A 23,983-nucleotide genomic window follows, 5' to 3' on the forward strand; every position below is an offset into this window, starting at 1 on the left:
CGCTGATTAGGGACGAAGCCCATGACCTACCTCACCGTGTACACCGACGGCCCGGCCCCCGAGACCCTCCTGCGGACCGAAGACCAGGCCGAGATCGCGACGAGCCTGAAGGAGATCGGCGTCCGCCTGCGCCACTGGGAGATCGTCGACGGCCTCGACGGCGCGAGCTCCGACGACGTCCTGGCCGCCTACCGCGACCAGGTCGCCGCCGTCGTCGCCGAAGAGGGCTACACCTTCGTCGACGTGGCCCGGCTCGGCCCCGACGCCCCCGCCGACGTCGCCGCCGCGGCCCGCGCCAAGTTCCTCAACGAGCACACTCACGACGACGACGAGGTGCGTTTCTTCGTGGCCGGCTCCGGCATCTTCTACCTGCACGTCGACGGCAAAGTGCACGCCGTGTTCTGCGAGCCCGGCGACCTGCTGAGCGTGCCCAAGCAGACCACCCACTGGTTCGACATGGGCACCAGGCCCCACTTCACCGCGATCCGCTTCTTCCACGACGACGACGGCTGGATCGGCGACTTCACCGGCGACGACATCGCCTCGCGCATCCCCGACTACGACACGATCGCGGCCGGCCGCTAGAGGTCGAGCAGCTGCTCGTAGAAGCCGCCGAAGCCGCGCTCGGCGTCGACCAGGTGGACCTCCAGGATCCAGTGGGCCACCCGCCCGGCCTTGTCGACGCGGCGCATCGGGGTCGTGTTGCCCTCGGCGACGTAGGACTCGATGTCGGCGGCGTCGATCTTCTCGTGCGGGAACTCGCCGACGAGATGGCCGGCGTGGATGTGCCCGAGGACCCAGCCGCGCTCCCGGGCGAGCCGGTCGACCTCGGCGAACAGCCGCGCGCCGGTCATCTCGGGGTCGGCGGCGAAGAACCGCCGCCCGGCCTCGAAGACGACGGGCAGGTCGGCGGCGAGCCGGTGCTTCACGGGGTCGTCGCCCAGGACGTAGGTGCGCCCGAGGTCGGCCTCGAACTCCTCGAAGATCGGCCCGAAGTCGCAGAAGACGATGTCGTCGGCCTCGATGACCCGGTTGGGCGGGTTCTCGTGGTAGGGGAGCAGGGTGTTCGGCCCCGACCTGACGACCCGCTTGTGCCAGTGGCGGGTGGTGCCGAACATCTCGTTGGCGAGGTCGCGGACGGCGTCGCTGACGTCCTTCTCGGTCCGGCCGGGGGCGATGAGGCCGCGCGCGACGATCTCGTCGAACAGGGTGATCGCGTTGGCCTGGGCGGTCAGCAGCCGGGTGACCCGGAACTCCTCGGCGGTGGCGGCGTCGACGTACACCCACGCCTTCTCCCCCGACCGCAGGTCGGCCTTGACCCGGAGGTAGTCGTCGACCTCGTAGGCGTCGGCGGCGGCCAGGTCGCCCGGCGTGAGGGTGAAGACCATGCCCTCGACGGTGTCGGCCGGGTCGCCGGACGGGAGGGCGACGGGGTGCTCGTCACTGCCGCTGTCGGCCACGACGGAGGCGTCGGTGATCTTCACCGTCTCCAGGCGGAACCCGAGCAGGGCGTCGGGACGGCCGTCCAGCTCACGGCCGAACCGGGCGAGCTGGACCTGCGGGAGCCGCAGCGTCCCGTAGGAGAAGAGCAGATGATCGGACATGGCGAACCCCCATCACAACGCCGGAGACCGCAGGATACCGGGCGCGGAGAAGGGCCCCGGAGGAATTTCCCGGGGCCCTTCTCAGATCAGTGCTCCGGCATCCAGAGGACCTCACGGACACCGTTCAACGTGCAGGTCATGACCGGGGGGACGGCCCCCCGAAAGGACGGCGGCGCCAGGCCTTCGGGTATTTTCCCCGGATCTCCAGCGGGGGCACCAGGGCGGCGTCCAGGGTGCGGACGTCGATGCTGACCGGCCGGTACGACAGGGTGCGGAGCCGTCTGCCCATGACGGCGTGGGGGCGGTCGACGGTGTCGCGGCGGCCGCTGATGAAGGCCCACTCGTGGGCCGCCGAGCCGAAGTAGACGACCGTCGGGAACGCCGCGATGAAGTTGTGCCACGAGCGGCGCAGGGTGGTCTGCCGCCACATCGTCGGGCAGCCGGCCTGGGTGGAGATGACGCCGCCCGGGGCCAGCGCCCGGGCGCAGAGGCCGAGGAACGTGGAGCTGTAGAGGCGGTCGTGCTGGGCCTGGCCGTCGTCGGTCTCGTCGGGGAGGTCGACGATGATGACGTCCCAGGTGCGGCCGGCCGCGACGGCGGCCTCGACGAAGGCGTAGCCGTCCTCGTAGTGGACGTGGATCGGGCCGTCGTCGCCCTCGGCGGCGGCCAGTTCCTTCTCCGTGTAGCCGTAGGGCAGGCGGCTCGCGCACAACTTCACGGCCTGCTCGTCGATGTCGACGTGGTCGACGCGGCTCGCGCCGCAGGCCACGAGCATCTGGCAGGCGACGCCCTCGCTCGACCCGATGACGAGGCAGCGGTCCACCCGGTCGGCCAGAAGCACCGGCGGGATGGTCAGCGCCTCGTGGTAGACCTCCTGGGTCTGCTCGCTGCTCTGCCGCTCGCCGTTGGCGAACAGGGTGATGCCGTGGGCGGTCCTGGCGAAGTCGAGCGTCTGGAACGGGGTGATCTCGCTGTGGATGACCTCGTCGACGCGCCAGAGCCGTTCCATTCCGTCGGCGATGGGCTCGGCCACCCAGGTGGTGCCGTTGATGGTGATCATGCGGATACCTCCGACGAGAGCGTGTCGCCCCGGCGGATCACCTGCACGGTGACCCGGCCGGGCTGGAGCTCGTGGGTGAGCAGGTCTACCGCGGTACGCGGGTCGGCCGCGCCGCAGGTGAACACGTCGACGAACACGGCGGCGTGTTCCGGGTAGGTGTGCAGCGACGCGTGGGACTCGGCCAGCAGCGCCAGGATGGTGACCCCCTGGGGGACGAACCGGTGCGAGCTCATCTCCAGGATGGTCGCCCCCGACGCGGCCAGCGCCCGCTTGAGCGCGACCTCCAGGTGGGCGAGGTCGTCGAGGAGGCCGGCGTCGACCCCCCGGAGCTCCGCGAGCACGTGGCAGCCGGCGAACTCGCCGATCGCGACGGTCATCGCTCCTCCACGCAGAACGTGGGGAGCGCGGGCAGGCCGTTGACGGCGGCGCAGGAGTAGCTGGAGGTGTAGGCCCCGGCGTCCAGGATCTCCACCACGTCGCCGGGCGCCAGCGCGAGGGGGAGTTCGTACTGGACCCGCTGGTAGATCACGTCGTCGCCGTCGCTGGTCGGCCCGGCCAGCACGACGGGGGCGGTGGGACCGGTCACGCCGGGCGTGCGCAGCCGGTAGGCGATGGCCTCGCGTTCGGTCTCGACCAGGCCGTTGTAGCGGCCGACGTCCAGGAACACCCAGCGCCGGTGGTCGGCGGCCCGCCCTTCCCTGACGGTCACCACCTCCGAGCGGATGATCCCGGCCGCCCCGACCATCGCCCGGCCCGGCTCCAGGAGGAGGCGAGGCCGGTTGCGGCTGCCGAAGTGACGGTTGACCGAGGAGTTGACCGCCTCGCCGAACACCTCGAGCAGCGGCCGGTTCCCGAACGCGGGGCTCGGGCTGTACGAGATGGGCAACCCCCCGCCGAGATTGATCATCGGCAGCTTGACGCCGGCCGGCTCCAGCTGGAGCGCGATCTTGGCCGCCGCCGCGATGCCGACGTCCCAGGCGTCGGGGTTGCACTGCTGGGAGCCGACGTGCCAGGTGAGGCCGAGCGGCCGCAGCCCGTTCGCCGCGGCGTCGGCGAGCAGCTGCGCGGCGGCGTCGGGGTCGCAGCCGAACTTGCCGCCGAACGGCATCACCGCGTCGGGCGGCTCGACCGCGATCCGGCAGAAGACGTTCGACCGGGGCGCCCATCGCGCGATGTGGGCCAGGTCGCGGGGGTTGTCGAAGGCGAAGGTGCGGACTCCGAGCCGGTACGCGGCGGCGATGTCGGCGGCCTTCTTCACCGGGTTGCTGTAACTGAGGAAGCGGCCGGGCACGCCGCGGGACAGGCAGCGCTCGACCTCGCCGATGCTGGCGACGTCGAACCCCGAGCCGAGGTCGAACAGGGTGGAGATCACTTCCGGCGCGGCGTTGGCCTTGACCGCGTAGAGGATGCCGGCGCCGGGGAACGCGGTGGACAGGGCGCGGTAGTTCGCGGCGACCGTCGGCAGGTCGATGAGCAGAGAAGGACTGGGCAGGTGATGGGTTCTGGCGTACGCGCGTGCGCGGAGAATGGCCGGCTCCGGCTGGGGGGACGCGCTCATTGGGCTGACTCTGGGCGGAGGTACGGGTGCAGGGGTTCCATCGGGACTTTCTCCGATTCCGAACTACTACCAATTCAGGCAGGCCCGAGAGTAGTCAAGTACCTTGACACGTTTAGTTGATATCTCTACAAAGCATCGTCGTTGCCGTTCCGTTATCAGCGAAAGCCGGTCGGGTCAGGTGACGAAACCCCTGCTCAGAGCGTCACTCACGACACCGACCGGCTGACACCGGAACGACTTCTCTATACAGATCGCGGTTTTATCCCCGCGCCGCCGAAGCGCCCACCGACTCGGCGAGTTCGCGTAGCGCCCATTCGGAGTGGCTGCCCGGCTCGGCGGCCAGGGACACGAACTTCTGGCCGGTGCCGCTGACCGACAGCACCTCCCACGAGAGGCTGAGGTCGCCCAGCCGGGGATGGCGCAGTTCCTTGATCTCGTTGCCGCGCGCCCGCACCTCGTGCAGGGCCCAGATGCGGCGGAACTCCGCGCTCTGGGCGGTCAGCTCCGCCACCAGGCCGCGCAGGTAGGGGTCGTCGGGATCGGCGGCCACGGCGGTGCGGAGCTGGGCCGTCTTGGCGCGGGCGGCCTTCTCCCAGTCGGGGTAGAAGTCGACCGCGGCCGGGCTGAGATAGATCATCCGCACGCAGTGGTCGATGTGGGTCATGCCCTCGTACAGGGCCTCGAGAAGGGGATTGTGGGCCAGCACCTCGAAGCGGCGGCCCAGCACCAGCGCGGGCGCGTGCCGCGACAGGTTGACCAGGCGCAGCAGACTCGGGCTGACCTGGTCCATGACGCCGGTCTCCACCTGGGGCCGGGCCCAGGGGTGGGCCAGCGAGTAGAGGTACTCGGTGGCGTCGGGGTCCAGTCGCAGCACCCGGGCCAGGGCGCTGAGCACCTGGGCCGAGGGGTTGCGCTCGCGGCCCTGTTCCAGCCGGATGTAGTAGGAGCCGCTCACCCCGGCGAGCATCGCCACCTCCTCCCGCCGCAGCCCCGGTGTGCGGCGCGAGGGGGCGTGCAGGAAACCCGCCTGGGCTGGACTGGTGGACTCACGCCGGGCGCGCAGGAAGTCGCCGAGGAGATTGTTGCTACCGTTGTCCATTTCATCACCATATGTACGAATTAGCGAGCTACTACGGAACCGTCCGCGCACGTCTCGGCGACGGCGCCGAACAGCGGGAGCCACAGCACGAACCGGGCCCCCGCCACGGAGTCCTCCAAGGTCAGCTTGCCGCCGTGGCGGTGGGCGATGTCGCGGGTGATGGCCAGGCCGAGGCCGCTGCCGCCCGCGTCCAGGCGGCGGGCGTCGTCCAGGCGGATGAAGCGTTCGAAGACCCGCTGGCGGTCGGCGGGCGGGATGCCCGGACCGTCGTCGGTGACGGCGACGGCCGCCTGGTCGCCGACCCTGGTGAGGCTGAGCCGGACCGAGGAGACCGCGTGCCGCCGGGCGTTGCCCAGCAGGTTGGTCAGCGCGCGGATGAGCTGGATGCGCGACCCGCAGATCCACATGTGGCCCTCGACGTAGAGCCGGACCGGCACGCCGTGGCCGGTCCGGTTCACCCGGGCGGTCTCCTGGACGAGCAGTTCGGTGAGGTCGACGAGCTCGTGCGGGACGGCGGTCGCCGCGGCGTCCACGCTGGACTGGGCGAGCAGGTCGGTGACGATGGTCTCCAGGCGGTCGACCGAGGCCAGGGCCGCGCGCATGCTGCGCCGCGGATCGTTGTCCTCGGGGTGGTCGAGGGCGTCCTCCAGCTCGGCGCGCAGGCCGGCGAGCGGGTTGCGCAGCTCGTGGGAGGCCAGGGTGGCGAAACCGCGCTGCTGGGCGACCGCCCGCTCCAGGCGGGCGAAGGTGAGGTTGGCGGCCGTGACCAGTTCGGCGATCTCGTCGCTTCCCGGCGGGACGGGCAACCCCCGCCCCAGGTCGTTGGCGGTGATCTTGTCGATGTCGCCGCGGATGGCCTGGATGGGCCGCAGCACCCGGCCCACGGCCCACCAGGTCCCGACTCCGGCGCCGGCGGTCAGCACCAGGCCGAAGCCCATCAGGAGCAGGTCCACGTCGTGCCCCCGGAGCAGCCCGGTGGCGTCGGCGTCCAGGGTGGGGCGGAGGGGCATGACGATCGCGTCCAGCGTGATCAGGACAGCCAGGACGGTCAGGACCAGCAGCAGGGTCGCCGTGGTGCAACGCGTACGGATGGATCGGGACGGATGGACGATGGTCACGTTGACCTCCGGTCGTTCGTTCAACTGGCCGGCAGGGCCAGGCTTCCGAGGAGACTGAGCGCGTGCTCGGAGGGGCTTTCCGGTTCGGCCTGCAGGGCGAGGACACGGTGTCCCGGCAGGCGGGCGACGTCGAGGATGTCGCAGAACAGCGTGAGTTCACCGACCACGGGGTGGCGCAGGCGCTTGACCCGGCGGGCGTCCGACGACAGGTCGTGCCCGGCCCAGATGCGCCGGAAGTCCCCGCTCCGCTCGGTCAGTTCGCCGAGCAGGTCGTCGAGGCCGGGCTGCTCCCCTTCGGCCACGATGGTGTGCAGGACGTCGGTCGCGGCGGCGGCGATGTGCGTCCACTCGGTGAAGAAGTCGGTCGCCGCCGGGTCGAGGAAGACCAGCCGGAACAGGTTGTCGGCGTAGCTCAGCCCGCCCAGCAGCGCGGCGCCGAGATCGTTGGCGACGCGCACGTTCATCAACGGGTCGCAGAGCAGGACGGCCACGTCCTGCCAGTCGTCCATGAGCCGCGCCAGGCACGGATCGGGCGGGAAACTGCTGTTCATGCCACCGAACGTAGACCGGATGCGGACAACCAGGGTGGCCGTGACACACCCAGTCAAAACAGACATAAGGCGCATAAGGTGCCTGTATGGAAACCGACAGAAAGCTCGGCGAGTTCCTCCGGGCCCGGCGCGAGCTCACCCCTCCCGCCCGAGTCGACCTGCCGGACGCCGGATCCCGGCGCACCCCCGGCCTGCGGCGGGAGGAGGTCGCGATGCTGATCGGAGTCAGCACCGACTACTACGTCCGCCTCGAACAGGGACGCGAACGCAACCCCTCCGACCAGGTGATCGCCGCTCTGACGGAGGTCTTCACCCTGGGCGCCGACGCCGTCGCCCACCTGTACGCCCTGGCCCGGGGCCCCTCGCCGGCCGACCCGGACCCCTGCCCGCCGGAGGGCGCCACCGACGAGGTCAGCCCCCACCTGATCCGGCTGATGGACAGCTGGCCCCGCACTCCCGCCTTCGTGATCAACCAGTGCATGGAGACACTCGCCCTGAACCCCTCGGCCACGGCCTTCTACGAACGGGGCCTGCGCCGGAAACCGAAGATCGGCAACAACACGCTGCGGGCGATGTTCCTCGACCCGGTCGCCCGCGAGTTCTACGCCGACTGGGAGTCGACCGCCAGGGCCAAGGTCGCCCACTTCCGCGCCACCGCCGGCCGCAACCTGCACGATCCCCGCGTGTCGGAGCTGGTCGACGAACTGACCGACCTGAGCCCCGAGTTCCGCGACGCCTGGGCCCGCTACGACGTCCAGATCGAACCCGGCCGTCTGCGGCGCTTCCGGCACGAGCTGGTGGGCGAGCTGACGGTCATCACCGAGGTGTTCTCCCTGGCGGGGGCGCCGGGACAGCACCTGATCACCTTCCAGGCGGGCCACGACCGGCACTCGGCGGAGGCGCTGGAGGAGATGTGCCGCGAGGTGACCTGAGCCCGAGGGGCACGGCTCAAGCGGTCGGTCCGGTCGAAACCAGGGGGCGACCCTGGCTTATCGGGGCGGAAAGTCCAGGGTGAACGGATCTCCCGACGGCCCGCAGAATGGCGGTGTCGTCGTCTCAGGTCTGACAAGGAGCTCGGTCATGCGCTTAGCACTCCCACGCGCGCTGATGGCGGCGGTTCTCGCCCTCGCAGCGGTCCTCGTCCCGGCCGGGCCCGCGTCCGCGGGCGTCTGGCAGCTCTCCGACGGCTTCGAACCGGCGTCGAACCCGGCCGCCCGGTGGGCGTTCACCGACCAGGGCGACTGCGACACCCCGTACTTCCAGAGCGTCGGGGTCGCCTCGCCCCGTACCGGCACCGGCATGGCCGGCCTGCGCGTCAGCAACACCGGCGGCTGGTGCGCGATCAGCCGGACCATCGTCCTCACCCCGGTGCCCCTCCACCCCGGCGCCCACTGCGGCGTGGGCGTCTGGCTGGACCTGCGCAACGCCGCGGCGACCTTCAACCTGGAGGTCATCAACCCGGCCGACTGGACCTACATCGCCCTGAAGACGGTCCCGGTGGACCAGACGGTGGCCCCGGGCTGGCGCCTGCACACGGTGAGCTGGACCGCGCAGCGCTCCGACGTCGTGCTGCGGCTGACCGTGGGAAAGGCCTTCAACCACTTGTTCGCCCCACGCGCCGAACTCGACGACCTCGTCGTCCAGTGCGCCTACTGACTCTCCTGGGCGCGTCGGCACACCAGCGCACATGCAAAAGGCCCGCGTTCTCGCGGGCCGGTCATCGTCTCTCACGGTGGATCAGAGGTGCCCCCTGCAAGATTCGAACTTGCGCTCCCGGCTCCGGAGGCCGGTGCTCTATCCCCTGAGCTAAGGGGGCTCAGGAACAACCCTAGGCTACCAGCACTCCACACCGTCTTCGCACACCGTTATGCGACGCGCCCGGGCACACATCCCCCGAAAACCCCGCGCCGACCGCGCCTCCCGGGTAGCCTCGCGGCCGTGGGTGAGGTTTTGGGGCGCGTACTGGTCGTCGACGACGACGAGGTCATCCGGCAGCTGATCGCGGTCAATCTGACCTTGGAGGGCTTCGACGTCTATACGGCCTTCGACGGGCAGGACTGCCTCGACCGGGTCGGGGAGGTCGATCCCGACGTGATCACCCTCGACGTCATGATGCCGCGGCTCGACGGGTGGGAGACGGCCACCAAGCTGCGCACCGACCCGCGCACCACCCACGTCAAGGTCGTGCTGATCACCGCGCGGGCGCAGGAGGACGACAAGCGCAGGGGGCTCGGCATCGGGGTCGACTCCTACCTGACCAAGCCCTTCGACCCGGCCGAGCTGATCCAGGTCGTCAGAGACCTGGCCCTGGCGGCGAAGAGCGGCTCCAGGTCACCGGAGATCTAGCCCTATCGTCGGTGGCATGACCTTCGAACTGGCCCTCTGGCACGAGCCCGAACCGATCTCCAAGGAGGAGGCCCGGGACCGCTACCGCAAGGCCGAGTTGTCCCCGGAGATCAGCCGGGCCCTGGCCGCCGCCCTGCCCTCGGCCACCGTCGACGGCGCTCTGGTGTCGGGGCCCGACGAGGTGATCGACGAGGTGGGGAACGCCGCCTTCGCGTTCGCCCGCGAGCACGGGCTGGTCTGTTACGACGCCCGGCGTCACCTGATCCACAACCGGGAGCCGCTGGGGGCGTACCGAGAAGTGCAGTTGCACACCGGTGACGGCGTCGTCGTGCACGATCCCGATCTCAACCTGGTCAACGACGTGCTGGAGACCCTGTCGGCCGAGAACCCGTTCATGGCGCTGGTCGTCTACGGCGGCCATTTCATCCAGGTCTCCCCCGGCTACGAGGTCGACTTCAAGGAGGGCGGCGTCATCCGGTCGACGACCACGCCCGACCGGGAGCAGGTCCGGCGGATGGTGCTGCTCTACCTGGTGGGCGACCGGTCGTTCCTCGACGCTCATGAGTGGACGGTCCGGGGGTAGTGCCCCGGGCATGGAACTGCGCACCGACCGGGTCGGCCTGCTGCTCGACCAGCTGGAGACCTCTCTCACCTTCACCCGCGACCGCCTCCAGGGCCTGACCGACGACGAGTACTTCTGGGAGCCCTCGCCGGGCAACTCCTGGACGGTCCGGCGGCGGCTCGACGGCGACGTGGACGTCTACGGCAAGGGCGACTGGATCGCCGACTTCAGCCCTCACGAGCCCATTCCGCCGCCCGTCACCAGCGTCGCCTGGCGGATGACGCACCTGCTGGCCTGCTTCGAGATGCGCTGGGACTGGACGTTCGGCAACCGGCGCATGCTCTTCGACGACCTGGAGATCCCCCACACGGCCGACGACGCCCAGAAGCGGCTGTTCGAGAGCATCGAGCGGTGGATGGAGGACGTCGACGGGCTGACGGAGGGGCAGCTCGACACCGTGGGGTTCAGCCAGTTCCCGGCCGGGCTGGACCCCACGGTGCCGTTCATCGCGATCGTGTGGTGGCTGAACCGGGAGTTCGTCCACCACGCGGCCGAGATCGCGCTGCTGCGCGACCTCTACCGGGAGAAGCTGAAGTAGTTGAGGTTGACGAAGTCGGCCGGTTGACCGCTGCTGAAGGTGATGTAGACGGTCTGGGCGCCGGTGACGGGCGAGATGTTGGCCGGGACGGTCCGCCACGACTGCCAGCCGCCGGTGTTCCCCACTGACATCTGGCCGAGCACGGTGCCGGTGGGGCTGCCGAGCCGGACCTGGACGAGCCCGCTCACTCCCCCGGCCGCGCCGGAGGCGACGCGGGCGTTGAACTGGGTCTCACCGGTGAAGTTCACCGAGTAGCGCAGCCAGTCGCCGTTGGAGATGTAGGCGACGTTCTGCCCGCCGCCCGCGTCGGTCGTGGTCTCCAGCTGGGTGCCCTGCTGGGCGGTGTACGACTCGGCCTGGATCACGCCGCCGGTCGGGGGCGACGGAGACGGTGACGGGGACGTGCCGGCGCCGCTCTGCCAGACGGCGACGTAGTCGACCACCATCGGGCGACCGCTGACGGTGGCGGAGGTCGGGGTGCCGAAGCCGGCCACGCCGTTGGGGAAGCCGCCGCCCATCGCCACGTTGAGCAGCAGGAAGTAGCCCGCGTGGCTGGTCATGTTGGTCCAGGTCGTGGCGTCGAACTGGTTCTGGCTGAGGGTGTGGTAGTTGACGCCGTCGACGTACCAGCGGAACTGGTTCGGGGTGATCGAGCGGTCCCACTCGAAGCGGTAGGTGTGGAAGGCCGACTGGCACGACGATCCGGGACAGGCCCTGGCGGCCCCGAGCCCGTTGGTCTCGTTGCAGTTGCCGCCGGGGGTGACGCCGCAGTGGAGCACGCCCCAGACCTGGTTGATCCCGTTGACGTTCTCCATGATGTCGAACTCGCCGATGCCGGGCCAGTTCCAGTAGTTGCCCCGGTAGGGGGCGCCGAGGGCCCAGAACGCGGGCCAGTAGCCGAGCGCCGCGTTGCCGGTCACGTTGGGCATCTGGATGCGGCCCTCGATGCGCAGGATCCGTCCGGCGGCGGGCTTGAAGTCGGCCCGGCGGCTCTCGATGCGGGCGGAGGTCCAGTTCTGGCCGCTGCCGATCGGGGTGATGCGCAGGTTGCCGCTGCCGTCGAGGCTGAGGTTGCTGGTGCTGGAGGTGTAGTTCTGGATCTCTCCGGTGCCCCAGTTGGCGGGGCCGCCGGGGTAGCCGTGGCCGGTGTCGATGATCCAGTTGGCCGACGAGGGCAGGGTGCCGGCCGTGCCGTTGAAGTCGTCGGACCAGACCAGGGTCCAGCCCGAGGGGGTCGAGGGGACGGCGGCGTTGGCGACGCCGATGCACAGGACCGGGACCAGCAGCGCGGCGATCCACCCGATCAGAGAGCGTTTACCGACTCGTAAGGTCACCATGGGAACCTTTCGGGACGTGGGAAGTCGCAGATTGCCGTTACTGTGCGCCCGGCTTCACACGTCGTCAAGGCCCAAGGTGAAGATCCTAGAGAGCGCTCTCCACATTCGGACTCTGAACACGCGCGAGGGCTCCGAGCACTCCGGCGCGCTCCCCCAGTTCACCCTTCACCACGTTGACCGCACGGGCCGCGCTCGGGATGGCCAGGCGGCCGACCACGGCCATGATCGGGTCGATCAGCAGCGGACCGGCCTCGGCGAGCGCCCCGCCGATCACCACCAGGCCCGGGTTGAGGATGTTGCACAGGCTCGCCACCGCGACCCCGAGGTGCCGCCCCGCGTCGGCGATCACCCGGCGGCAGCCGATGTCCCCGCCGTGCGCCAGCTCGACCAGCCGCGACACCGTGACCTGGCCGTGGGTGGGCCGGACCAGGTCGATCAGCTGCTGGCCGCCGGCCAGCGTCTCCAGGCAGCCGCGGTTGCCGCACCGGCACAACCGGCCGTTCTCGTCGATGGTGATGTGGCCGAGCTCCCCGGCCGCCCCGGTGGCGCCCCGGTAGAGCAGGCCGTTGATCAGGATGCTCGCCCCGACCCCCGTGCCGATCTTCATGTACGCCACCTCGCGCCGCCCCTTGGCCGCCCCCCACGTGGCCTCGGCCAGGGCCCCGAGGTTGGCGTCGTTGTCGACCACGACCGGAACGCCAAGACGTCGTCCCAGCTCAGCCGCCGGATCGACGCCGGCCCAGCCCGGCAGTATGGTGCTCGACCCCATGATCCCCGTCTGCGGGTCGATCGGGCCCGGCAGACCGAGCCCGACGGCCTTGATCTCGGTACCGCTCACGCCCGCCCGCTCCAGCAGCCCGATGATCAGGCGTTCGGCCGCCGACAACCCCTCGGGCGCCCTGGCCCCCACGTCGAACGGGATCGCCTCCTCGGCCAGCACGCGGTGGGACCGCTCGGCCAGCGCCACCCGCAGGTGGGAGTGCCCGAAGTCGACGCCGACCACGACCCCGGTCTCCCGGGCCGGGGAGATGAGGTGGCGACGGCCGCCGGCCTGGGAGATCTCCACCAGCCCGGCGTCGCGCAGCTCCCTGACGATGGTCGAGACGGTCGCCGGGGACAGGCCCGTCTGGCGGGCCAGTTGTGCCTGGGTGAGGGCGCCGGACTTACGCACCGTTTCCGTGATCAGGCGGCGGTTGGTCTCCCGCAGAGCCGTCAAGGAGTTGGCCATCGAACGATCTCCCTTGTTCAGGGATTGAACGTACACCTCTTGACGTTCTGGTGGAACAGGTGTTTTCTGAACAGAGAGCGCTCTCAGTCGGTGGAAAGGGGCAGATATGGCCCCCCGTACGTTCAAGGTCATCATGGATGGAGAGGGCAACTACTCCCTCTGCCCCGCCGATCGCGAACCCCCGGACGGATGGGTCGCGACCGGCGTCGACGGCGTGTTCCAGGAACACCTCGACCACGTGGCCGCACTCTGGGGCGTCGACGGGAAGATCGTGTGAGCGAGGTGCAGATGGCCGGAGGCCGGCTGTGGCTCGCGCTGGGAATCTGCCCTGAAGACACGATATGGTCCGGCGGGTGGCTTCCGTCCGCGTCGAGTGCCCGATCTCCGCTTCGCCCGATCACATCTGGGATGTCATCCGTGACGTCGGCGCCGTCCATGAGCGCCTGCTGCCCGGCCGGGTCGCCGGCACGAGAATCGAGGACGGCCGTCGCTATCTGACCTTCCCCGACGGCAACGTGGTCGAGGAGCTGATCGTCGCCGTCGACGACGAGGCGCGCCGCTTCGCCTACGCGGTCGTCGCGGGCGCCCGCCCGCCGCTGGAGCACCACCACGCGTCGTTCGAGGTGACGCCCGACGGCACCCTGGTCTGGACGGCCGACTTCCTGCCCGACACCGCCGCCGCGGAGGTCCGCGTCCGGATGGAGCGCGGCCTGGCCGAGATGGCGGCGGTGATCGCGAAGAGCGCTAGGCCGACTCCCTGACCACCAGTTCCGTCGGCAGGATCACCGACGACTCCCCCGGGTGGAGCAGCAGCCGGGCGAGCTCGCGGCCCATCCGCATCGTCGGCTGCCGGACGGTCGTCAGGGGCGGGTCGGCGAAGGGCGCGGCAGGGACGTCGTCGTAGCCGATCACGGCCACGTCGTCGGGCACCCGGCGGCCGGCCCTCCGCAACGCCTGGAGCGCGCCGAGCGCCATCATGTCGGAGGCCGCGAAGACCGCGTCCAGGCCCGGATCGTCTTCCAGGAGCTGGGTCATGCCCTCGAAGCCGCTGTCGCGGGTGAAGTCGCCGATCGCGATGATCGAGCGGCGGCCGGAGTCGCGCAGCGCGTTCCGGTAGCCGGTCAGCCGGTCGATCCCGGCGACCATGTCGGGCGGCCCGGCGATGGTGGCGATCCGGCGGCGGCCCGACTCCAGCAGGTGCCGCACCGCCGACTCCGCGCCTCCGACGTTGTCGATGTCGACGTACGGGAGCGAGGACCCCGTCAGGGGCCGCCCGCTGCACACCACCGGGATGCCCCGGCGGGCCAGCGCGGCGGGCAGCGGGTCGGCGCCGTGCATCGAGGCGACGATCACCCCGTCGACGTGGCCCGACGTCGTGTAGCGCTCGACCCGCTCGTGGCCCCGCGAGGAACCGGCGAGCATCAGGACGACCTGCTTGTCGGCCGCGTCGGCCTCGGTCGAGACCCCGCGGATGATGCCGGCGAAGGTCGGGTCGTCGGAGAAGACGCGCACCGGCGGCTCGGAGAAGACGAGCGCGATCGAGTCGGCCCGCTGCGTCACCAGCGACCGGGCGGCCTGGTTGGGGACGTACCCGAGCTCCTCGACGGCCCGCTGCACGGCCACGCGGATGTGCTCGGCGACCGTGGTCGAGCCGTTGACGACGCGGGAGACCGTCGCCCGGGAGACCCCGGCACGGGCGGCGACCTTCTCCAGGGTGGGTCTGCTCACGCCAGGCCGTTCCGGCGGATCACCTCGGCGTACCACTTTGCGCTGTCCTTCGGGACGCGCTCCTGGGTGGCGTAGTCGACGTAGACGAGGCCGAAGCGCTTGTCGTATCCGTAGGCCCACTCGAAGTTGTCGAGGAACGACCAGACCAGATAGCCGCGCAGGTCGACGCCCGCCTCGATGGCCGCGTGGGCGGCGCGGAAGTGGGCGTCGAGGAATTCCACGCGCCGCCTGTCGTCGACTCGGCCCCCGATGAGCGTGTCGTCGAAGGCGGCGCCGTTCTCGGTGATCATGAGCGGCACGCCGGGGTAGTCGCGGGACAGGCTCACCAGGAGTTCGGTGAGGCCCGCGGCCTCGATGGGCCAGCCCATGGCGGTCTTCGGACCGTCGGGGACGGGGAAGCCGATGCCCTCGCTGCCCGGGAAGACCGGGTTGGCGGGCTCCCCGGGGCGGGGCTCGGTGAAGGTCGGGTTGTAGTAGTTGACCCCGAGCAGGTCGATCGGCCGGCTGATCAGTTCGAGGTCGCCGTCGCGCACGAACGACCAGTCGGTGAACCGGGAGGCGCGGGCCACCACGTCGGCCGGGTAGACGCCGCGCAGGACCGGGTCGAGGAAGATCCGGTTCATGATGCCGTCGGGCACCGCCACGGCGTCGGGGTCGCTGCCCCGGACCGGCGAGAGCGCGTGGGTGATGCTGATCTGCTTCGCGCCGAGGGCGCGCAGCTCCCCGGTCGCGAGGCCGTGCCCGAGCAGCAGGTGGTGGGCCGCCGCGAAGGAGGCGGCGACGTCGGTGCGGCCGGGGGCGTGGATGCCGGCCGCGTAGCCGAGGAAGGCCGAGCACCACGGCTCGTTCAGGGTCGTCCAGGTCTCCACCCGGTCGCCGAGGCGGCGGAAGACGGCGGCGGAGTATTCGGCGAACCGCTCGGCGGTGTCGCGGTTGGTCCAGCCGCCCCGGTCTTCGAGGGCCTGCGGCAGGTCCCAGTGGTAGAGGGTGACGATCGGGGTGATGCCGGCGGCGTGGAGGTCGTCGACGAGGCGGTCGTAGAAGTCGAGGCCGTGCGGGTTGGCCGGGCCGCTGCCGCTGGGCTGGACGCGCGGCCAGGCGACCGAGAAGCGGTAGGCCGACATGCCGAGCGAGGCCATCAGCGCCACGTCGTCGCGGTGGCGGTGGTAGTGGTCGCAGGCGACCTCGCCGGTGTGGCCCTGGAAGACCTTGCCCGGGGTGGCGCTGAACGTGTCCCAGATGCTCGGGCCGCGTCCCCCTTCGCGGGTGGCCCCCTCGATCTGGTAGGAGGCGGTCGCGGTGCCCCACACGAACCCCTGGGGGAATTCCAGGACCTCCGCCCCCCTCGCCAGATCCGCCGACACGGTCATGCTCGCCGCCCCCACCCGATCGGCTCTCCCTGTGAGAGCGCTCTCAGCCAGCATCCCGGCAAGTCGGCCCACATGTCAACGCGGGGCGGTCATCACACGGTTTTCCGGTGACGGGTGAGGCGTTGTTGACGCATGCTTCACTCTCCGTCAGCGATCCGCACCTGAGAGCGCTCTCTATGATGGCTGCCGAGCGGCCGCCCGCCCGCCCACGGGGACGGTGGTCGCGAGCCGATCCCGGCCCTCCGCCGAGGGGGCGGCGCGGCCCGCCGTCCCTATTTGTTGATACATGCGGAAAAACCCTGACAGGGTCCCGGTGACCGAATCGGAACACAACCGTGGTCGCGCTCCCACCGCCGTCCTCATAACGTGTCCTGAGTTGGCGCTTAGCGCGCTCAATGCCGGGAATGTGACGGTCGACCGCCCGCCCTCCACCGGCTGCGACGTCGCCAGAGAGCGCTCTCCATCATTACGGAACTGTCCAATTCACAATGCGGTAACCGTAATCTCACATGGATTGACACGCCGTCGTAACCGGGGTGAAGCTTCCGGAACCGCTCTCTGATGAGAGTTACTGGAAGAACTTTGGAGGAAGGGTCCATGTCGCTCCTCTCACGACCCGCCCGCTTGTCCGCCGTCGCGGCTGGTTTGGGCTTGGCACTCGTGGCCACCGGCTGCGGCAGCTCCGGCGGCGACTCCGCGGAACCGGCGGCCAGCGCCGGCGGCGGCGACGCGGCGTCCGCCGAATGCGCGCCGTTCACGGAGTACGGCAAGTTCGACGGCACGACGGTGAGCATCTACTCACCGATCCGCGACGCGGAGGCCGACCTGTTCGAGCAGGCCTGGAAGCCCTTCGCCGACTGCACCGGCATCAAGATCACCTATGAGGGCACCGGCGAGTTCGAGGCCCAGATCCAGGTGCGCGCCGACGCCGGCAACCCGCCGGACATCGCGTTCTTCCCGCAGCCCGGTCTCCTTGAGCGCTTCGCGAAGGCCGGCAAGCTGAAGCCCGCCTCCGACAAGGTCAAGACCCTCGCCAACGAGAACTGGTCGCCCGACTGGGTCAAGTACGGCACCGTCGAGAACGTCTTCTACGGCGCGCCGCTGGGCGCCAGCGTGAAGTCGTTCGTGTGGTACTCCCCCTCGATGTTCGCGGAGAAGGGCTGGAAGGTCCCCACCACGTGGGCCGAGCTGATGACCCTGACCGAGACCATCGCGGCCTCCGGCATCAAGCCGTGGTGCGCCGGCATCGAGTCGGGCGACGCCACCGGCTGGCCCGCCACCGACTGGATCGAGGACGTCGTCCTCCGCGACCTCGGCCCCGACGGCTACGACCAGTGGGTCGCCCACGACCTGCCCTTCAACGACCCCAAGATGGTCGCCGCCGTCGACAAGGTCGGCGCGATCCTGAAGAACGACAAGTACGTCAACGGCGGCTACGGCCCCGTGAAGTCGATCGCCTCGACCGCCTTCCAGGAGGGCGGCGTGCCGATCACCGAGGGCCAGTGCGCCCTGCACCGCCAGGCCTCCTTCTACGCCAACTTCTGGCCTGAGGGCACCAAGGTGGCCGAGGACGGCGACGTCTTCGCCTTCTACCTGCCCGGCAACGACGCCTCCAGCAAGCCGGTGCTCGGCGCCGGTGAGTTCGTGGCCGCCTTCGCCGACCGTCCCGAGGTCCAGGCCGTGCAGGCCTACCTCGCCGGCGGCGACTTCCCCAACCGCCGCATGGCGCTCGGCACCTACGTCTCGGCCAACAAGAAGGTCGACGTCAGCAAGGCCCAGAACCCGATCGACAAGCTCTCCATGGAGATGCTGCAGGACCCGAGCACGGTCTTCCGCTTCGACGGGTCCGACCTGATGCCGGCCGCGGTCGGCGCGGGCACCTTCTGGAAGGGCATGACCGACTGGATCAACGGCAAGGACACGAAGTCGACGCTCGACTTCATCGAGGCCTCCTGGCCGAAGAACTGATCTAGGGACCGCTGCCCGGCCCCGGAGCCACGAGCTCCGGGGCCGGGCACATCCGCACCCGGGAGCCTTCCCCATGGACTTCTTCTTCGATTTCGCCGCCGAGGCGCCCAAACTCGTCCAGCTTCTGATCGGCGTCGTCGCGTTCCTGGCCTTCGTCGGCCTCATGCTCCTGCTGCTCGACCGCGCCCCCATGAAGGAACGGTCGTGGGGCCACTCGCTGCTGCTGCTCGGCCCCGCGCTGGTCCTGCTGGCGATCGGCCTGGTGGTGCCGGGCATCCGGACGACCCTGCTCTCGTTCATGAGCGGCGACAGCAGCCAGTTCGTCGGCCTGGACAACTACATCTGGATGTTCACCCAGCCGGAGGCGATCACGGTCCTGCGCAACACCCTCATCTGGGTGCTGCTGGTGCCGTCTCTGGTGACCGCCATCGGGCTCGTGTACGCGGTCGTGGTGGACAAGTCCCGCTTCGAGGCGATCGCCAAGTCGCTGGTGTTCCTGCCGATGGCGATCTCCTTCGTCGGCGCGGGCATCATCTGGCGGTTCGTCTACGCCTACCGTCCCGAGGAGGCCGACCAGATCGGCCTGCTCAACCAGTTCGTGGTCTGGCTCGGCGGCGAACCGCAGCAGTGGTTGCAGAGCGCCCCGACGAACACCCTGTTCCTGATCGTCGTCATGGTGTGGATCCAGGCCGGCTTCGCCACCGTGGTGCTGTCGGCCGCGATCAAGGGCATCCCGTCCGAGATCGTCGAGGCCGCCCGGCTCGACGGCGCGACCCCGCTCCAGATGTTCTTCCGGGTCACGCTCCCCTCGATCCGTCCCGCGCTCGTGGTGGTGCTGGTGACCCAGTCGATCGGCACGCTGAAGCTGTTCGACATCGTCCGCACGATGACGGGCGGCCAGTTCGACACCAGCGTCATCGCCAACGAGATGTACAACCAGGCGTTCCGCTACGGCGAGGCGGGCAAGGGCGCGGCGCTGGCCGTGTTCCTCTTCGTGCTCGTCACCCCCATCGTCGTCTACCAGATCCGCTCGATGCGGCAGCGCCGGGAGGCATGAGCATGACCACCATCGCCCCCGGCATCGCCAAGACGGCCCAGCCGAAGACGGCCGTCGGCCGGGTCCGCAAGCGGCTCTCCGGCCGCGTCGCGAGCCTGATCGCGATCGTCATCGCCCTGCTCTGGACGACCCCGACGTTCGGCCTGTTCCTGTCGTCGTTCCGTCCCGAGGACGACATCAAGCAGACCGGCTGGTGGACGTTCTTCGCCAACCCGCAGCTCACCCTGGAGAACTACCGGGAGGTGCTGTTCGGCAGCTCGTCGTCGTCGGGCCGCCTGGCGTCGTTCCTGATCAACTCGGTCGTGATCACGATCCCGTCGGTGCTGTTCCCGCTGGCGCTGGCCACCTTCGCGGCCTACGCGCTGTCGTGGACGCGGTTCCGCGGCCGTGACTGGGTCTACATCGGGATCTTCGCCCTCCAGGTCGTGCCGCTGCAGATGGCCCTGGTGCCGCTGCTGTCGTTCTTCTCGCAGGGCGTGGAGGTCTTCGGCGTCACGCTGATGCCGGCGTGGAACCTCGAAGGCCCGGGGCAGTTCATCCAGGTCTGGTTCGCCCACACCTGCTTCGCGCTGCCGCTGGGCGTCTTCCTGATCCACAACTTCATGTCGGAACTGCCCGGCGAGCTGATGGAGGCGGCCCGCGTCGACGGCGCCACCCACGGCACGATCCTGCGCAAGGTCGTGCTGCCGCTGGTGGCCCCCGCGCTGGCGGCCTTCGGCATCTTCCAGTTCCTGTGGGTGTGGAACGACCTGCTGGTCGCGCTGATCTTCTCGGGCGGCACCGCCGAGACCGCCCCGATGACGGTACGGCTGGCGCAGATGGCCGGGACCAGAGGAAACGAGTGGCAGCGCCTGACCTCGGGCGCGTTCGTCTCCATGATCATCCCGTTGATCGTGTTCCTGTCCATGCAGCGTTACTTCGTCCGCGGCCTGCTGGCCGGAAGTGTGAAGGGCTAGGGGCCGATATCGTTGTCGTCCGCAACCCGAGCCCCGTAGGAGGGACCCGTTGATGAAGCGCCCCACCTTGGAGGCCGTCGCCGCTCGTGCCGGGGTGTCCCGGGCGACCGTCTCCAGGGTCGTCAACGGCCAGTCCACCGTCGGTCCCGAGATCCGCGACGTGGTGCTGCGCGCCGTCCGTGAGCTGGGCTACGTGCCCAACTCGGCGGCGCGCAGCCTCGTCACGCAGCGGACCGACTCGATCGCGCTGGTGGTGTCGGAGCCGACGACGCGGGTCTTCTCCGACGACCCCATGTTCTCCACCGTCATCCGCTCGGCCAGCGTCGAGCTGGAGGCGGCCGACAAGCAGGTCGTGCTGATGCTGAGCGGCTCGGCCCAGTCCCACGCCCGTGTGGAGCGCTACATCGCCAGCGGTCACGTCGACGGCGTCATGCTGATCTCGATGCACGGCGCCGATCCGCTGCCGGCCGCGATCACCCGCATGGGCGTCCCGGCGGTCTCCTACGGCCGCCCGGCCGTGCCCGTGGCCCTGCCCTACGTCGACAACGACAACGTGGGCGGCGCCGAGAAGGCCGTGAAGCACCTGCTCGAACGCGGCCGTCGCCGGATCGCCACGATCGCCGGGCCGCAGGACATGATCGGCGGGCAGGACCGGCTGACCGGCTACCGCACCGCGCTGCGCGACAGCGACCGCCGCTCGATCGTCGCGGTCGGCGACTTCACCCGCGAGTCGGGTGCGATCGCGATGCGCCAGCTCCTCGAAGACGATCCCCAGCTCGACGCGGTCTTCATCGCCAACGACCTGATGGCCATCGGCGCGATGCAGGCGCTGCGCCAGGCGGGCCGCAGCGTGCCCGACGACGTGGCGATCGTGGGCTTCGACGACATCGAGGCGGCCCGCTACACCGACCCGCCGCTGACCACCGTCCGCCACCCGATCATCGAGCAGGCCGCGGCGATGGTGAAGTTGCTGCTGAGCCTGCTGGAGCGCGGGGAGACCGCCGCCGACCCGGTGATCCTGGAGACGGAACTGGTGGTCCGCGAGTCGGCCTGAGCCCGCATCACCGGTTCCGGCCCGCTTTCCGGCCCTGCCGCATCCATGGCACAGGACCGCGGCCGTCAGCCCGAGAGCGCTCCGTCGATCCGGCTCAGGACCTTCCGCGAAACCAGGCCATAGGCGAAGAAGTCGACTCCCGCCGCGCCGGCCGCCTTGGCCGCCCTGACCTTGGCGGCCAGGCGTTCGGTCGAGTCGACGTCGCGGCGGCGTTCGCCCCAGCCCTCGATGTCGGGCATGCCCGGCCGCAGCACCGCGCGCAGCTCGCGGTCCTTGCCGACCGAGCGGGAGTAGGCGGCCAGGTCGTCTGCGATCCGGGTCGCGTCGCGGGCGTAGGCGAGCACGGCGAACGACGGGACCAGGTCGCCGAGTGCCACCAGGTCGACGCCGATCTGCCAGGCGTCGTGGGCGGCCAGGCCGGCCGTGGGCAGGCCGTCGGCGGCTCCCTTGAGGGCGCCGGTCGCGTCCATGAAGGTGAGCTGCGAGCCCTCCTCGGTGACCGCGGCCGAGACCTCCGCGACCAGCGAGGTCACCGTCTCGGAGCGGGCCCGCGCGTAGGCGACCACCTCGGGGCCCGCGTAGGCGGTCAGCGCCGCGCGGGTGACCTGGCCCTGCGCGGGCGGGTCGCCGTCGAGCACACCGCCGACGATCCGGGCGCACTCCTCGCGGGCCACCTCGGCGTTCACTCCGAGCTGGGTGGCCCGCAGCAGGCAGTGGTGGCAGAAGCACAGGCCCAGGAGGAAGGCGTCCATGGGGCCGAGGGGGATGTAGGAGCGGTCGGCGCCGAACGCCGCGAAGTGGAGGGAGTCGGCCACGACGCTGTCGACGCCCTGGCGGGCCACCGCGCGGGCCAGCCCGACGGCGTAGGCGCGCACGTCGGGGTTGGCCGGGCACAGGTCGGCGGGCGCGCCGCGGTCGCCGAAGCAGTTGCGGACGGTCACCTCGGGGTGGGCCGCCCCGAGGGTCGGGTTGCGCAGGAAGACCGCCCAGCCGTGGAAGGCCAGGCCCCGCGTCCGGCACGCGGCCCGCAGGTCGTCGAGCATCTTGTCGTCGGCGCCCGGCTGGAGCGGCGGCGAGAGCCGCCCGAACAGGTCGGGCGGCGGCGGGAAGTGCACCCCGTCGTGCCGGAGGGTGATCCGGCTGGTGCCGTGGGGGGTGACGTCCGTGGTCTGGTGGACGGCGGCGGCCACGGTCACCCCGGCCACGCCGAGGTCCGTGATCCGGTCGAGCACCGCGTCGACGCCTTCGTCGCGCAGGTCCTCGACGAAGACGTACACCGAAGAATCCACTAACGCCCCTTGTAGGCCACGAAGTCGATTTCCACCAGGATGTTCATGAGCTGCGATCCTACGGTGGTCCTGACCGGATAAGGCTGGGTGAAGTAGGACTTGTACACCTCGTTGTAGGCGGCGAAGTCCTCCTTCAGGTTCTGCAGGTGCACCGTCGACTTGATGACGTCGTCGAAGGTCAGGCCGTGGACGGCGAGCACCGCGCCCAGGTTCCGCATGGTCTGGTGGGTCTGCTCGGCGACGTCGGCGCCGACGATCTCGCCGGTCTCCGGGTCGAGCGGCCCCATGCCGGAGGTGTAGACGAAGTCGCCGACCACGAGCCCCTGCGAGTAGGCGCCGACCGGGGCGGCCCCGTCGGTGGTGCGGATCTCTTCCTTCAATGTCGCTCCTAGAAGTACGTGGTGAGCAGGTCGACCACGACGTGGTCGTCGTCGACGACGGGGATGACGCGCCACTTGTCGAAGGCGGTGCACGGGTGGGAGATGCCGAACCTCAGCACGTCGCCCGGCCGCACGAGGCCGCCGGGGTCGCTGAGATAGGTGTGCTGGTCCTGGAGGCCGGTCACCGTGAGCCCGTCGGGGGCGATCGGGAGATCCAGGTCGTGGGGGATGTCGCGCTTGCCGAGGCCGACGATCGCCAGGCCGGGTTCGGGGGTGGAGACGACCTGGGCGTACACATCCAGCGCGGGTCTCAGCCGGTCGGCGAAAGGGCTCATGCGGGCGTAGTAGCCCTCGTCGTGCCCGATGTAGGCGCCGGGACGCACGATGACCTGGGCGTCCATGCCCGCCAGCTCGTCGGTGACCAGGTCGAAGTAGGAGCTCCCCCCGGCCGAGACGATCGGGGCGCTCAGGTCTTCGGCGAGCCGGCGCAGGTCCTTCAGGTAGGCGGTGACGCCGGCGCGGTCGGGCTGGGTGCCCTCGTAGCCGGACACCCCGGCGAACTCGACGCCGCCGGTGGCGTCGATGAGGGTTTTGAGCGCCTTCGCCTCGTCGAGGGTGCGGCAGCCGGTGCGCCCGCCGGGATGCCCCAGTTCGACGAGGATCCGGAAGCCCTTCCCGGCCAGCAGCTCGACGCCCGTGGGCGAGTCGGCGTAGACGAGCAGTTCCATGTCCTGCCGGGCCAGCCAGTCGACGGCCCTCTCGTCGTAGATCTCGTTGGCGAGCAGGACCCGCTCGACGCCCAGGTTCCGGTAAACCATGACCTGGCTCGCGGTCGCGGCCGTCAGGCCCCAGGCGCCCGCGGCGAGCTGCTTGGCGAACAGCTGCGGTGACATGGTCGTCTTGCCGTGGGGGGCGTGGAGAAGGCCGTGGTCCTGTACGTGTTCCGCCAGCACCCGCACGTTGTGGTCGAGGGCGCTCTCCCGGGCGACCATGAGCGGCCACGTGAACGGGCCGTCGAACAGATGGTGGCGTGCCGCCAGGAACTCCTCCGCCGTGACCGGCTCCGGCTGGACGAATCCCCGTGTGCGCCAGTCGATGGTCATGCCGGAAATGAGCACTC

At 70.2% G+C, this 23,983-nt stretch carries 26 protein-coding genes and 1 tRNA gene; 12 read left to right on the forward strand and 15 right to left on the reverse strand.

The annotated features are described in order from the left end of the window. Positions 1-21: 21 nt before the first annotated feature. Entirely contained in the window at positions 22-585 is a 564-nt protein-coding gene (locus tag GT755_RS21680) for a 1,2-dihydroxy-3-keto-5-methylthiopentene dioxygenase (RefSeq protein WP_161481488.1), read from the forward strand. Here GT755_RS21680 and GT755_RS21685 read toward each other — a convergent pair. The 7 genes from GT755_RS21685 to GT755_RS21715 form a co-directional block, all read right to left on the reverse strand. After that, entirely contained in the window at positions 582-1,604 is a 1,023-nt protein-coding gene (locus GT755_RS21685) for a M24 family metallopeptidase (protein ID WP_202610334.1), read from the reverse strand. The two genes, GT755_RS21680 and GT755_RS21685, sit on opposite strands and share 4 nt — an antisense overlap. Positions 1,605-1,740: 136 nt before the next feature. Then, positions 1,741-2,664, reverse strand: coding sequence for a spermidine synthase (locus GT755_RS21690; RefSeq protein WP_161481489.1), 924 nt, complete (start codon positions 2,662-2,664; stop codon positions 1,741-1,743). Continuing rightward, a complete protein-coding gene (speD, locus tag GT755_RS21695) occupies positions 2,661-3,041 on the reverse strand; it encodes an adenosylmethionine decarboxylase (RefSeq protein WP_161481490.1) in 381 nt (126 codons plus the stop codon). Before speD ends, GT755_RS21690 begins: the two co-directional genes overlap by 4 nt. Further along, positions 3,038-4,222, reverse strand: a complete 1,185-nt coding sequence (locus GT755_RS21700) for a type III PLP-dependent enzyme (RefSeq protein ID WP_161481491.1) — start codon at positions 4,220-4,222, stop codon at positions 3,038-3,040. The genes speD and GT755_RS21700 overlap by 4 nt, the downstream gene beginning before the upstream one ends. A 259-nt stretch (positions 4,223-4,481) precedes the next feature. Beyond that, entirely contained in the window at positions 4,482-5,321 is an 840-nt protein-coding gene (locus tag GT755_RS21705; RefSeq protein WP_161481492.1) for a helix-turn-helix domain-containing protein, read from the reverse strand. Positions 5,322-5,341: 20 nt separating this feature from the next. Then, positions 5,342-6,439 (reverse strand): sensor histidine kinase, encoded by a 1,098-nt coding sequence (locus GT755_RS21710; RefSeq protein ID WP_161481493.1) that lies wholly within the window; start codon positions 6,437-6,439, stop codon positions 5,342-5,344. Positions 6,440-6,459: 20 nt separating this feature from the next. Beyond that, positions 6,460-6,990 carry an MmyB family transcriptional regulator gene (locus tag GT755_RS21715; RefSeq protein ID WP_161481494.1) on the reverse strand — a complete coding sequence of 177 codons (531 nt, stop codon included), beginning with the start codon at positions 6,988-6,990 and terminating at the stop codon, positions 6,460-6,462. 86 nt (positions 6,991-7,076) lie between these two features. Here GT755_RS21715 and GT755_RS21720 point away from each other — a divergent pair, with 86 nt between their 5' ends. Next, entirely contained in the window at positions 7,077-7,922 is an 846-nt protein-coding gene (locus GT755_RS21720) for a helix-turn-helix transcriptional regulator (protein ID WP_161481495.1), read from the forward strand. 148 nt (positions 7,923-8,070) lie between these two features. After that, the gene (locus GT755_RS21725; protein ID WP_161481496.1) at positions 8,071-8,646 is read left to right on the forward strand and encodes a hypothetical protein; all 576 of its coding nucleotides are present in this window, start codon (positions 8,071-8,073) and stop codon (positions 8,644-8,646) included. Positions 8,647-8,734: 88 nt separating this feature from the next. Here the strand turns inward: GT755_RS21725 and GT755_RS21730 are convergent. After that, positions 8,735-8,806, reverse strand: a tRNA-Arg gene (locus GT755_RS21730). 122 nt (positions 8,807-8,928) lie between these two features. Between GT755_RS21730 and GT755_RS21735 the strand changes: the two genes are divergently transcribed. Genes GT755_RS21735 through GT755_RS21745 form a run of 3 tightly spaced genes read left to right on the forward strand, consistent with a single transcriptional unit; the run spans position 8,929 to position 10,496 of the window. Further along, positions 8,929-9,336 (forward strand): response regulator transcription factor, encoded by a 408-nt coding sequence (locus GT755_RS21735; protein ID WP_328794447.1) that lies wholly within the window; start codon positions 8,929-8,931, stop codon positions 9,334-9,336. A 16-nt stretch (positions 9,337-9,352) separates the two neighbouring features. Then, on the forward strand, positions 9,353-9,919 hold the full coding sequence (locus GT755_RS21740; RefSeq protein WP_161481497.1) for a hypothetical protein: 567 nt from the start codon (positions 9,353-9,355) through the stop codon (positions 9,917-9,919). Between the two features lie 10 nt (positions 9,920-9,929). Then, positions 9,930-10,496 carry a DinB family protein gene (locus GT755_RS21745; protein ID WP_161481498.1) on the forward strand — a complete coding sequence of 189 codons (567 nt, stop codon included), beginning with the start codon at positions 9,930-9,932 and terminating at the stop codon, positions 10,494-10,496. Here the strand turns inward: GT755_RS21745 and GT755_RS21750 are convergent. Both GT755_RS21750 and GT755_RS21755 read right to left on the reverse strand, forming a co-directional pair. Next, positions 10,475-11,833, reverse strand: coding sequence for a glycoside hydrolase family 16 protein (locus GT755_RS21750; RefSeq protein WP_161481499.1), 1,359 nt, complete (start codon positions 11,831-11,833; stop codon positions 10,475-10,477). The genes GT755_RS21745 and GT755_RS21750 overlap by 22 nt on opposite strands. Positions 11,834-11,918: 85 nt before the next feature. Next, complete coding sequence (locus GT755_RS21755; RefSeq protein ID WP_161481500.1) at positions 11,919-13,061, reverse strand: ROK family transcriptional regulator; 1,143 nt, start codon at positions 13,059-13,061, stop codon at positions 11,919-11,921. Between the two features lie 106 nt (positions 13,062-13,167). On the opposite strand from GT755_RS21755, the gene GT755_RS21760 reads away from it, so the two are divergent. Beyond that, the gene (locus GT755_RS21760; RefSeq protein ID WP_081898284.1) at positions 13,168-13,338 is read left to right on the forward strand and encodes an MbtH family NRPS accessory protein; all 171 of its coding nucleotides are present in this window, start codon (positions 13,168-13,170) and stop codon (positions 13,336-13,338) included. 76 nt (positions 13,339-13,414) lie between these two features. Next, complete coding sequence (locus GT755_RS21765; RefSeq protein WP_161481501.1) at positions 13,415-13,822, forward strand: SRPBCC family protein; 408 nt, start codon at positions 13,415-13,417, stop codon at positions 13,820-13,822. Here the strand turns inward: GT755_RS21765 and GT755_RS21770 are convergent. Both GT755_RS21770 and GT755_RS21775 read right to left on the reverse strand, forming a co-directional pair. Next, positions 13,806-14,789 carry a LacI family DNA-binding transcriptional regulator gene (locus tag GT755_RS21770; RefSeq protein ID WP_161481502.1) on the reverse strand — a complete coding sequence of 328 codons (984 nt, stop codon included), beginning with the start codon at positions 14,787-14,789 and terminating at the stop codon, positions 13,806-13,808. The two genes, GT755_RS21765 and GT755_RS21770, sit on opposite strands and share 17 nt — an antisense overlap. Beyond that, the gene (locus GT755_RS21775; RefSeq protein WP_161481503.1) at positions 14,786-16,159 is read right to left on the reverse strand and encodes a GH1 family beta-glucosidase; all 1,374 of its coding nucleotides are present in this window, start codon (positions 16,157-16,159) and stop codon (positions 14,786-14,788) included. Before GT755_RS21775 ends, GT755_RS21770 begins: the two co-directional genes overlap by 4 nt. 660 nt (positions 16,160-16,819) lie before the next feature. Between GT755_RS21775 and GT755_RS21780 the strand changes: the two genes are divergently transcribed. From GT755_RS21780 to GT755_RS21795, 4 genes are all read left to right on the forward strand, one after another. Continuing rightward, positions 16,820-18,127 carry an ABC transporter substrate-binding protein gene (locus GT755_RS21780; protein WP_328794469.1) on the forward strand — a complete coding sequence of 436 codons (1,308 nt, stop codon included), beginning with the start codon at positions 16,820-16,822 and terminating at the stop codon, positions 18,125-18,127. A 73-nt stretch (positions 18,128-18,200) separates the two neighbouring features. Then, a complete protein-coding gene (locus GT755_RS21785) occupies positions 18,201-19,184 on the forward strand; it encodes a carbohydrate ABC transporter permease (protein WP_161481505.1) in 984 nt (327 codons plus the stop codon). Between the two features lie 2 nt (positions 19,185-19,186). Next, positions 19,187-20,140: a carbohydrate ABC transporter permease gene (locus GT755_RS21790; protein WP_161481506.1), complete on the forward strand. Its 954-nt coding sequence runs from the start codon at positions 19,187-19,189 to the stop codon at positions 20,138-20,140. A gap of 52 nt (positions 20,141-20,192) precedes the next feature. Continuing rightward, positions 20,193-21,194 carry a LacI family DNA-binding transcriptional regulator gene (locus GT755_RS21795; RefSeq protein WP_062344518.1) on the forward strand — a complete coding sequence of 334 codons (1,002 nt, stop codon included), beginning with the start codon at positions 20,193-20,195 and terminating at the stop codon, positions 21,192-21,194. A gap of 65 nt (positions 21,195-21,259) precedes the next feature. On the opposite strand, the gene GT755_RS21800 is transcribed toward GT755_RS21795, so the two are convergent. Genes GT755_RS21800 through GT755_RS21810 form a run of 3 tightly spaced genes read right to left on the reverse strand, consistent with a single transcriptional unit; the run spans position 21,260 to position 23,966 of the window. Next, positions 21,260-22,483 (reverse strand): hypothetical protein, encoded by a 1,224-nt coding sequence (locus GT755_RS21800; protein ID WP_161481507.1) that lies wholly within the window; start codon positions 22,481-22,483, stop codon positions 21,260-21,262. After that, on the reverse strand, positions 22,483-22,863 hold the full coding sequence (locus GT755_RS21805; protein ID WP_161481508.1) for a Rid family detoxifying hydrolase: 381 nt from the start codon (positions 22,861-22,863) through the stop codon (positions 22,483-22,485). The genes GT755_RS21800 and GT755_RS21805 overlap by 1 nt, the downstream gene beginning before the upstream one ends. A gap of 8 nt (positions 22,864-22,871) precedes the next feature. Continuing rightward, the gene (locus GT755_RS21810) at positions 22,872-23,966 is read right to left on the reverse strand and encodes an alanine racemase (protein ID WP_161481509.1); all 1,095 of its coding nucleotides are present in this window, start codon (positions 23,964-23,966) and stop codon (positions 22,872-22,874) included. Positions 23,967-23,983: the final 17 nt, after the last annotated feature.

Source organism: Herbidospora solisilvae (assembly GCF_009901565.1).
Taxonomy (GTDB): domain Bacteria; phylum Actinomycetota; class Actinomycetes; order Streptosporangiales; family Streptosporangiaceae; genus Herbidospora; species Herbidospora solisilvae.

Excerpts from the sequence above, each read along its gene's own strand:
- GT755_RS21725 (WP_161481496.1), top strand. The coding sequence starts at position 8,071 with ATGCGCTTAGCACTCCCACGCGCGCTGATGGCGGCGGTTCTCGCCCTC.
- GT755_RS21810 (WP_161481509.1), bottom strand. The coding sequence starts at position 23,966 with ATGACCATCGACTGGCGCACACGGGGATTCGTCCAGCCGGAGCCGGTC.
- GT755_RS21775 (WP_161481503.1), bottom strand. The coding sequence starts at position 16,159 with ATGACCGTGTCGGCGGATCTGGCGAGGGGGGCGGAGGTCCTGGAATTC.
- GT755_RS21740 (WP_161481497.1), top strand. The coding sequence starts at position 9,353 with ATGACCTTCGAACTGGCCCTCTGGCACGAGCCCGAACCGATCTCCAAG.
- GT755_RS21705 (WP_161481492.1), bottom strand. The coding sequence starts at position 5,321 with ATGGACAACGGTAGCAACAATCTCCTCGGCGACTTCCTGCGCGCCCGG.
- GT755_RS21750 (WP_161481499.1), bottom strand. The coding sequence starts at position 11,833 with ATGGTGACCTTACGAGTCGGTAAACGCTCTCTGATCGGGTGGATCGCC.
- GT755_RS21700 (WP_161481491.1), bottom strand. The coding sequence starts at position 4,222 with ATGAGCGCGTCCCCCCAGCCGGAGCCGGCCATTCTCCGCGCACGCGCG.
- GT755_RS21690 (WP_161481489.1), bottom strand. The coding sequence starts at position 2,664 with ATGATCACCATCAACGGCACCACCTGGGTGGCCGAGCCCATCGCCGAC.
- GT755_RS21760 (WP_081898284.1), top strand. The coding sequence starts at position 13,168 with ATGGCCCCCCGTACGTTCAAGGTCATCATGGATGGAGAGGGCAACTAC.
- GT755_RS21795 (WP_062344518.1), top strand. The coding sequence starts at position 20,193 with ATGAAGCGCCCCACCTTGGAGGCCGTCGCCGCTCGTGCCGGGGTGTCC.
- speD (WP_161481490.1), bottom strand. The coding sequence starts at position 3,041 with ATGACCGTCGCGATCGGCGAGTTCGCCGGCTGCCACGTGCTCGCGGAG.
- GT755_RS21685 (WP_202610334.1), bottom strand. The coding sequence starts at position 1,604 with ATGTCCGATCATCTGCTCTTCTCCTACGGGACGCTGCGGCTCCCGCAG.
- GT755_RS21720 (WP_161481495.1), top strand. The coding sequence starts at position 7,077 with ATGGAAACCGACAGAAAGCTCGGCGAGTTCCTCCGGGCCCGGCGCGAG.
- GT755_RS21755 (WP_161481500.1), bottom strand. The coding sequence starts at position 13,061 with ATGGCCAACTCCTTGACGGCTCTGCGGGAGACCAACCGCCGCCTGATC.
- GT755_RS21790 (WP_161481506.1), top strand. The coding sequence starts at position 19,187 with ATGACCACCATCGCCCCCGGCATCGCCAAGACGGCCCAGCCGAAGACG.
- GT755_RS21785 (WP_161481505.1), top strand. The coding sequence starts at position 18,201 with ATGGACTTCTTCTTCGATTTCGCCGCCGAGGCGCCCAAACTCGTCCAG.
- GT755_RS21680 (WP_161481488.1), top strand. The coding sequence starts at position 22 with ATGACCTACCTCACCGTGTACACCGACGGCCCGGCCCCCGAGACCCTC.
- GT755_RS21715 (WP_161481494.1), bottom strand. The coding sequence starts at position 6,990 with ATGAACAGCAGTTTCCCGCCCGATCCGTGCCTGGCGCGGCTCATGGAC.
- GT755_RS21745 (WP_161481498.1), top strand. The coding sequence starts at position 9,930 with ATGGAACTGCGCACCGACCGGGTCGGCCTGCTGCTCGACCAGCTGGAG.